The organism is Pseudonocardia sp. Ae331_Ps2 (genome assembly GCF_001932405.1).
In the GTDB taxonomy this organism is placed as follows: Bacteria; Actinomycetota; Actinomycetes; order Mycobacteriales; family Pseudonocardiaceae; genus Pseudonocardia.
Genome location: NZ_MCIM01000001.1, coordinates 4,614,848 through 4,622,763, shown reverse-complemented (window position 1 = coordinate 4,622,763; position 7,916 = coordinate 4,614,848). Strand labels below are relative to the sequence as shown.

Genomic DNA, 7,916 nt, shown 5'->3' with positions numbered 1-7,916 from the left:
GCTCGGCCTCACCCCCGGGGTCGACCTGTGGTGGTCGGGCAAGCACCGCCGCCACGGCGGGAACATCCAGGTCCTCACCGCACCTGATGGATGGCCGCTATGGACCAGCGACGTGCGGCCGGGCCGCGAGCACGACACCCGCTGCGCCCGTACCCACCCCGGGCTGCTCGAGGGCCTGGCCGCGTTCACCGACGACACCCACGCCGCGCTGGGCGACCTCGGCTACGAAGGCGAAGCCGACCGGCTCACCGTGCCCATCAAACCCGCCCCCGGCCGCGGGCAGACGGTCAACCAGCGCACCGTCAACACCCTGCACTCAGCCCTTCGTGCTCTGGCCGAACGCGGAAACGCCCTGCTCAAGACCACCTTCGCCGCGTTGCGACGAGTCACGCTATGTCCCTGGCGCACCGGCGCGATCACCGCAGCTGCGCTCGTACTACTCCACACCGAGTACGACCGCACGACATGATCAACCCGCTACTGAGAACACCTCACTGGGCCGGCGTCGAGCTGAGCGTCCCCGTACCCGACGATCCGGAGACCACCGCCGGGGCCGACGCGGCGCTGTCCCGGGCCGCCGGACGACTGCGCGCCGAGCTCGAGCACGCCGGGGCGTCGCCGCAGCAGCCGATGTGGACGGCGATGGCCGAGGGCGACGACGGCGCGGCCCTGGTGACGCTGTGCTGGCCGCTCACCGCACCGGCTCCGCAGGGGCTGCCGACGACCGTCGAGGACCTGCCCGTCCGTACCGGGACCCTGCCGAGGCGTCGTGAGCTCGTCGCACGCTGGGACCGGGGGCCGGAGGACGCGACCGGCCACGGACTGCCGCACCCCGCGATGATCGCGTTGATGCACGAGCTGTCCGCCCGCGAGGCCGCGGGGCTGCCCGACCCGTTCGACGGCACCGACGCCCTGCGCCAGACGGTGTGGCCCACCGAAGGACCCGACGGCTCCGCGGTCGTGGAACTGGCCCTCACCCTCGTCGCCCACGAGCACTGACCCCGCCGACCCGCGGCACGGCTCAGCGCGTCGTCCAGATCCCCCCGTCGACCGGCAGCACCGCGCCGGTCACGTAGGACCCGGCGGCCCCGGCCAGGAACAGCGTCGCCCCGACGACGTCGGACGGCTTCCCCAGGCGCCCGAGCGGGGTGGAGTCGGCGATCTGTTCGCCCGCCGCCTCCAGTGTGGCGCGCATCATCCGTGACGGGAACGGCCCCGGCGCGATGGCGTTCACGGTGATCCCACGCCCGGCGAGGTCACGGGCCAGCACCCGGGTCAGCTGGTGCACCCCGGCCTTGCTGGCCGAGTAGCTGTAGTTCGGCAGCTCCGGCACGCGCAGCCCGTCGATGCTGCCGATGTTGATCACGCGGGCCGGGTCGTCGGCCGACCCGGCGGCCTCCAGCAACGGCAGGAACGCCCGGGTCAGGAAGAACGGCGCCTTCAGGTTGAGGTCGAGCACCTTGTCCCAGGCGTGCGCGGGGAACTCCTCCAGTGGCGCGCCCCAGGTGGCGCCCGCGTTGTTGACCAGCAGGTGCACCCGCTCCTCGCGCGCCCCGACCTCGGCGGCCAGGCGGACGCACTCGTCCTCCGACGACAGGTCCGCGGCGATGCCGGTGCCGCCGATCTCCGCGGCGGTCCCCGCGCAGGCGTCGGCCTTGCGGCTGGACACGTAGACCCGCGCCCCGGCCTCGGCGAGGCCGCCCGCGATCATGCGGCCGATGCCGCTGGTGCCGCCGGTGACCACGGCCACTCTGCCACGGACGTCGAACAGTTCGGTGATCATGACGCACGCTAACCGGGAAGCTGGCACGCTCGCAGCCATGACCCGTTCCCGCGACCGCGACGGCCGGGGCCGTGCCCGCAACGCCCGCCCCCGCGACGCCGCCGGGCGTCCGCTCCCGCACGGCGCCCCCGGCGTCGAGCGGGTGCCCGAGGACCTGGCGCTCTCCCCCGCCGAGACCGTCACCGAGGCCCAGCGCCTGCTCGACTCGGGCCGGCCGTTCCACGCCCACGAGGTCCTGGAGGGCGCCTGGAAGGACGCCGACGACGACACCCGTGAACTGTGGCGGGCGCTGGCCCAGCTCGCGGTCGGGCTGACCCACGCCCAGCGCGGCAACGCCCGCGGCGCCGTCGCGCTCCTGCGTCGCGGCGCGGAGGGCGTCCGGCTGTGGCGGGTGCTCGACGTCGCCGTCCCGGCCGGGCTGGACCTCGACGGTCTGGTCGCGCACGCGGACGCCCTCGCCGACGACGTCGAGCGGGACGGCACCTGCGCCGTCACCTCGGCACGGCTCGCTCCGCGGTTGCGGGTCACCCGGCCGGGGGTCTGAGCGCCGGGGAGTCCGACGCCACCCCACGACGTCCGTGACTCCGGTACGGCCGCGGGGCCACCATGGCGCCGTGCCCATCCCGACCGCGCCCGCCCCGACCGCGCCGTACGGAGCCCGCTGACGGTGCCCACCCGTGCCACGTCCCGGTCCTGGCCGCGTGCGCTGCTGCGCGAGGCCCGGTCGCTGCCCACGCTGCTGCTGCTCGCGCTGATCGCCGTCGTCGGCGTGCCGCTGGTGATCCTGCTGACCCCGGAGAACCACGTCGAGGTGTTCGGCCAGGACGTCGGCGTGGGCGCCAGGGTGCCGCCGCTGACGCTGTCCGGGCCCGCGCAGATCGCCCAGCTCGGCAACGCCGAGTTCGACCTCACGACCGTGCAGGTGTGGGGTCCGATCCGGCCGCGGCTGTCGATCGGGCCGTTGAAGCGGCCCGCCGACAACGGCCCGGTCCTGGGCCCGCACACCGTCGACGGCGCCGGTGACGCGGTCCGCGACCTCGGTGAGGGGTTCGTGACCTGGTACCTGTGGGGCGCCACCGGCATCGTGCTGGTCGCGCTGTTGGGCAGCGGGCTGATGGCGACCGCGCGGCTGCTGATGGCGCTGCACCGGACCCGCGCCCGCCGGTACCGGCCGGTGCACTGGGACGACCTGGCCGGGCCGATCGGGCGGATGACCGTCGTCGCGGTGACGGCCTCGGTGCTGCTGTGGGCGGGTGCCGGGGTCGCCGCGCTGCACGGCACCCTGACCGGCCTGGGCCGGGTCACCTCGCTGACCGACCTCGTCGGGGCGGCGACGGTCACCCCGTCACCGGTCGGGCCCGCGGTGACCGGGGTCGCGGGCGCGGTGATCGGGGACTCCCGCGCGGCCCGGATCGGCGGTCCTGCGCTGCGCGGCGAGGACGGCACCGTCACCCCGGAGGACCGCGCCTGCGGGCGCAGCACCGACTCCCTCGCCGCCGAGCTCGCCCGGCTGCGTGGCGAGGACGTGCTCAACCTGGCCTGCGCCGGGGCGGGCGTCGCGGCCGGGCTGCGGGGGCCGCAGCTGCGCGAGGGCGTCACCGTCGACCCGCAGGTCGGGCGGCTCAAGCAGGTCCGGAACCTGCAGTGGGTGGTCGTCGCGGTCGGCCCGAACGACCTGGCCTGGTCGGACTTCCTGCTGTACTGCTATGGCCTCGCCACCTGCGACGACCGGCTCTCCGACGGCGAGTTCGAGTCCCGGCTGGCCGGGTTCGCCCGCGACGTCGGCGCCCTGTTCACCGACCTCGACACGCTGCCGGGCCGCCCGCGGGTGGTGGTCACCCTGTCCTACGACCCGTTCCCGGCCCGGTTCGACCCGACGTGCGCCGACATGCGCGGACCGGCCGGCACCCCGGGCCTGGACCAGGCCAAGCTCGACCTCCTCGCCGAGCGGAACCGCCGTCTCAACGACGTGCTGACCGACGGCGCCGCCCGCTTCGGGTTCGCCACCGCCGCGCCGGCCCTGGCGCCGCTGTGCGCCCCGGACCGCGACCGGATGCCGCCGGACATCATGGGGCTCGCCACCCCGGACCCGTTCCACCCGACCGCGATCGGGTCGCTGCGCATCGCCGCCTCCGCCGCCGCGGCGCTCGCGTCGGCGCGCCCCGGCGGCGGCACGCCCTGACCCAGGCCTGCCGCCGCCGGCGCGGCGGTCAGGCGTCGGCGTCGCGCAGCACCCGCAGGGCGTTGCGGTGCGCGAGCTTGGCCAGGTCGTCGGCGCTCCACCCGCGGTCGGCGAGCGCGTCGAGCAGCCGCGGGTAGGTCGAGACGTCGGAGAGCTCGTCGGGGAGCTCGGAGGTCCCGTCGAAGTCGCCGCCGATGCCGACGTGGTCGATCCCGGCGGCCTCGCGGAGGTGCTCGACGTGGGCGACGACGTCGGCGAGGGTCGCGCGCGGCGCGGGCGGACCGTCCCAGGTCGCGACGAACCGGTCGCGGGCGCCGAGGTCGCGGTGGTCGACACCGGCCGCGGCCATGGCCTCGCGCAGCCGGGTGTCCCAGCCGGTGACCGCCGCGGAGACGAAGCGGGGCACGAACGTCGCCATGACCACGCCGCCGTTGCCGGGCAGCGCCTCCAGCACGTCCGCGGGCACGTTGCGCGGGTGGTCGGTGACCGCGCGGGCACCGGAGTGGGTGAACAGCACCGGCCGGGTGCTGACGGCGAGGGCCTGGTGCATCGTCGACGGTGCGACGTGCGACAGGTCGACGATCATGCCGATGCGGTTCATCTCGGCGACGACATCGCGGCCGAACGGCGAGAGCCCGTCGTGGCGGGGCGTGTCGGTGGCCGAGTCGGCCCAGTTGTTGTTCAGGTTGTGGGTCAGGGTGAGGTAGCGGACCCCGAGCCCGCGCAGGACCCGCAGCACGGCGAGCGAGTCGGCGATGCAGTGCCCGCCCTCGGCCCCCATCAGGGAGGCGACCCGCCCGGATCCGACGACGGCGTCGACGTCGTCGGCGGTGTCGGCGAACGCCAGGGCGTCCGGATGGGCGGCGAGCAGCCGTCGCACCCGGTCGACCTGGTCGAGGACGGCGGTCACCGCCTCGTCGTGGCCCAGCTCGCCCGGCACGTACACCGACCAGAACTGCGCACCGACCCGCCCGGCACGCAGCCGGGGCAGGTCGGTGTGCAGCCGTCGGTCGCCGGCGGCGACGTCCGGCTCGGCGGCCGGGTCACCCCCGGACAACTCGCGCAGGGCCCAGGGGAGGTCGTTGTGGCCGTCGAGGACGAACGTCATGCCCCCATCAGTAGCGGATGACGCCGCGGATGTTCTTACCGGCGTGCATGTCCTCGTAGGCGGTGGCGACCTGGTCCAGGGTGTAGGTGGTGGTGACCAGCTCGTCGAGCTTCAGCGCGCCGGCCCGGTAGAGCTCCAGCTGGCGCAGGATGTCCCAGTTCGGGTTGGACATGCCGAACATCGCACCCTGGATGCGCTTCTGGAACAGGGTGACGTCGGCCAGCGACACCGGCAGCGGCTCGGTCGAGTTGATGTCCCCCAGCGCGGTGACGACGACGGTGCCCGCCTTGCGGATCGACGCCATCGCCTGCCCGATGTGGTCGGGCTTCACGACGCCGACGGTCACGACGGTCTGGTCGGCGCCCTGACCGTTGGTGAACTGCTTCGCGATCTCGGTGGCCTCCTCCATCGTCTCCACCGCGTGCGTGGCGCCGAGCTCCTGGGCCTTCTCCCGCTTCAGCGCGACCGGGTCGACGGCGATGATGTTCGCCGCGCCGGCGTGCGAGGCGCCCTGGACCGCGTTGATGCCGATGCCGCCGATGCCCATGACGATCGTGGTGTGCCCCGGCTGCACGCCGCCGGCGTTGACCGCGGAGCCCCAGCCGGTGCCGACGCCGCAGCCGACCAGGCAGGCGACCTCCAGCGGGATGTCGTCGGGGACCTTCACGCAGGAGTCCTCCGAGACCAGCGTGGTCTCGCAGAAGGTCGAGATGCCGCACATCTGGCCGACCGGGGTGCCGTCGTCGGCCAGCCGCAGGCGGGTGGTGTTCTCCTCCCAGCGGGTGCCGGCGAGCAGCCCCGCGCCGAGGTCGCACAGGTTCTGCATGCCGCTGGCGCACCAGCGACAGTGCCCGCAGGACGGCAGGAACGAGAAGACGACGTGGTCGCCCTCCTTGAGGCCCTTCTTGTTCGCCCCGGCGCGAGTGACGATGCCGGAGCCCTCGTGGCCGCCGGCGAACGGGTAGGTGCCGACCGGGATGTCGCCGGTGGCGATGTGGTCGTCGGAGTGGCACAGGCCCGACGCGACCATCTTCACCTCGATCTCGCCGGCGCGCGGCTCGTCGAGTTCGAGGTCGACGACCTCGTACTTGCCCGGAGCGCTCCGGACGATTGCTCCACGGGTGTGTCCCACGGTGGTTCTCCTCAGACGTCGTCGTCCAACGGGATGCGCACGCGACGATATGAGCCAGGCCACTCCAGGGGAAGTGCCACACGCAGATCGCGGGACACCATTCACCTGTAGATCGTGTCGCTAACGGGGCATCCGCCGCCAGACGGCGCGGGGCAGCAGCCGCAGCCCGAGGAACAGCAGCCGCAGCGTGCCGGGCACCCAGACGTCGGCGTTGCCCCGACCGCGCCGGACCGCGCGCACCGTGGCGTCGGCGACCTGCGCGGGCGTCGACGACAGCGGCGCCGGGCTCATGCCCTCGGTCATCCGGCCGACGACGAACCCCGGGCGGATCAGCACCAGCCGCACCCCGGTGCCGTGCAACGCGTCGGCCAGGCCGGAGGCGAACCCGTCGAGCCCGGCCTTGGCGCTGCCGTAGACGTAGTTGGCGCGCCGCACCCGGACCCCGGCCACCGAGGAGTAGACGACCAGCGTCCCGCTCCCCTGCGCGCGCAGCACCTGGGCCAGCTCGGTGAGCAGGTGGACCTGGGCGAGGTAGTCGGTGTGCACGATCGCGGCGGCGTGCGCGGCGTCGGTCTCGGCACGGGCCTGGTCGCCGAGGATCCCGAACGCGACGACGGCGACGTCGATCCGCCCGTGCCGGGCGGTCACCTCGTCGAGCAGCGGGCGGTGGCGGGCGAGGTCGTCGGCGTCGAAGGCGACGGTGTCCACCGCGGCGCCCGCGGCCCGCACCCGGGCCGCCTCGGTGGTCAGCTCGTCGGGGCGGCGGGCGGCCAGCACGACCGTGTCGGTGTCGCCGGCGGCGAGCCGTTCGGCGACCTCCAGCCCGATCTCGCTGCGACCACCCAGGACCAGGACCGTGCGTTCCGAACCACCCACACGGTGCAGCCTCCCACCCGGGGGCGGAGCGTCGTCGCCGTGGGGTCGGACGGGGAGACCCGCTCGACCGAGGGTGGTGTGGGTCCGCTCACACCGGCCCGGGTGGGGATGGGCGGGGACGGCGCCGTCGTTGTGTGCTGTCACGGGGCGTGCCCGCCGCGCTCCGGGAAGGGGACCGTCGTGGACCTCCTGCTGCACCACGGGCTGACCGCGTTCGGGCAGTTCGTGTCGTGGGCCGAGCTCGTCGGGCAGATCGGCGCCATCGCCGTGGTCTTCCTGGCGCGCCGGCGCAGCCTCGCGACCTGGCCGGTGCAGATGGCGGCCTGCGTGCTGCTGTTCACCGTCTACGCCTCGGCCCACCTGGGCGGGCTCGCGTTCCGGCAGGTCATCGTGCTGGCCATCTCGGTGTTCGGGCTCGTCGCGTGGCTGCGCAGGCGCGACCCGGTCTACGGGCTCGCCGTGCGCCAGGCGAGCACCGCCCAGCGGCTCGGGCTGACCGGGCTGCTCGTCGGCGGCACCGTCGTCATGGCGCTGGTCCTCGACGCGCTCGACGCCAGCTGGGCGCCCTGGCCGGATGCCGCGATCTTCGTCGGCACCGCGGTCGCGTTCCTCGCCCAGGCTCTGCGGTTCGTCGAGTTCTGGGTGATCTGGCTGCTGGTCGACGCCGTCGGCGTGCCGTTGCAGCTGGCCTCGGGGCTGTGGTTCTCCGCCGCGGTCTACGTCGTGTTCGCCGGGCTGGTCGTGCACGGCTGGTGGAGCTGGGCGCGGACCCGGCGCACCGTGGCGGCCGCGCAGCGGGAGCCGTCGCGGGCGGTCTGAGCCGCCGCGGGATACT

9 protein-coding genes are annotated in these 7,916 nt (G+C 74.5%); 5 read left to right on the top strand and 4 right to left on the bottom strand.

Features of this window, described 5'->3' with window-relative positions; genetic code table 11:
- Together Ae331Ps2_RS33485 and Ae331Ps2_RS21815 are read left to right on the top strand one after the other, a co-directional pair.
- Nucleotides 1-469: transposase family protein (locus Ae331Ps2_RS33485; RefSeq protein ID WP_254864912.1), on the top strand; the 469-nt coding region annotated here is incomplete at its 5' end.
- Nucleotides 466-999, top strand: a complete 534-nt coding sequence (locus tag Ae331Ps2_RS21815; RefSeq protein ID WP_075306759.1) for a hypothetical protein — start codon at nucleotides 466-468, stop codon at nucleotides 997-999. The genes Ae331Ps2_RS33485 and Ae331Ps2_RS21815, both read left to right, overlap by 4 nt.
- Before the next feature lie 22 nt (nucleotides 1,000-1,021).
- On the opposite strand, the gene Ae331Ps2_RS21810 is transcribed toward Ae331Ps2_RS21815, so the two are convergent.
- Nucleotides 1,022-1,783, bottom strand: coding sequence for an SDR family oxidoreductase (locus Ae331Ps2_RS21810; protein ID WP_075306760.1), 762 nt, complete (start codon nucleotides 1,781-1,783; stop codon nucleotides 1,022-1,024).
- A 37-nt stretch (nucleotides 1,784-1,820) separates the two neighbouring features.
- Here Ae331Ps2_RS21810 and Ae331Ps2_RS21805 point away from each other — a divergent pair, with 37 nt between their 5' ends.
- Nucleotides 1,821-2,327: a DUF309 domain-containing protein gene (locus Ae331Ps2_RS21805; protein ID WP_139318744.1), complete on the top strand. Its 507-nt coding sequence runs from the start codon at nucleotides 1,821-1,823 to the stop codon at nucleotides 2,325-2,327.
- 123 nt (nucleotides 2,328-2,450) lie between these two features.
- Complete coding sequence (locus tag Ae331Ps2_RS21800; RefSeq protein ID WP_075306762.1) at nucleotides 2,451-3,965, top strand: GDSL-type esterase/lipase family protein; 1,515 nt, start codon at nucleotides 2,451-2,453, stop codon at nucleotides 3,963-3,965.
- Between the two features lie 28 nt (nucleotides 3,966-3,993).
- Here Ae331Ps2_RS21800 and Ae331Ps2_RS21795 read toward each other — a convergent pair whose 3' ends face one another.
- From Ae331Ps2_RS21795 to Ae331Ps2_RS21785, 3 genes are all read right to left on the bottom strand, one after another.
- A complete protein-coding gene (locus Ae331Ps2_RS21795; RefSeq protein WP_075306763.1) occupies nucleotides 3,994-5,073 on the bottom strand; it encodes a dipeptidase in 1,080 nt (359 codons plus the stop codon).
- A 7-nt stretch (nucleotides 5,074-5,080) separates the two neighbouring features.
- On the bottom strand, nucleotides 5,081-6,205 hold the full coding sequence (locus Ae331Ps2_RS21790; protein ID WP_020626236.1) for an NDMA-dependent alcohol dehydrogenase: 1,125 nt from the start codon (nucleotides 6,203-6,205) through the stop codon (nucleotides 5,081-5,083).
- A gap of 120 nt (nucleotides 6,206-6,325) precedes the next feature.
- A complete protein-coding gene (locus Ae331Ps2_RS21785; protein WP_075306764.1) occupies nucleotides 6,326-7,081 on the bottom strand; it encodes an SDR family NAD(P)-dependent oxidoreductase in 756 nt (251 codons plus the stop codon).
- A 180-nt stretch (nucleotides 7,082-7,261) separates the two neighbouring features.
- Here Ae331Ps2_RS21785 and Ae331Ps2_RS21780 point away from each other — a divergent pair, with 180 nt between their 5' ends.
- Nucleotides 7,262-7,900 (top strand): nicotinamide mononucleotide transporter family protein, encoded by a 639-nt coding sequence (locus tag Ae331Ps2_RS21780; RefSeq protein ID WP_075311890.1) that lies wholly within the window; start codon nucleotides 7,262-7,264, stop codon nucleotides 7,898-7,900.
- Nucleotides 7,901-7,916: the final 16 nt, after the last annotated feature.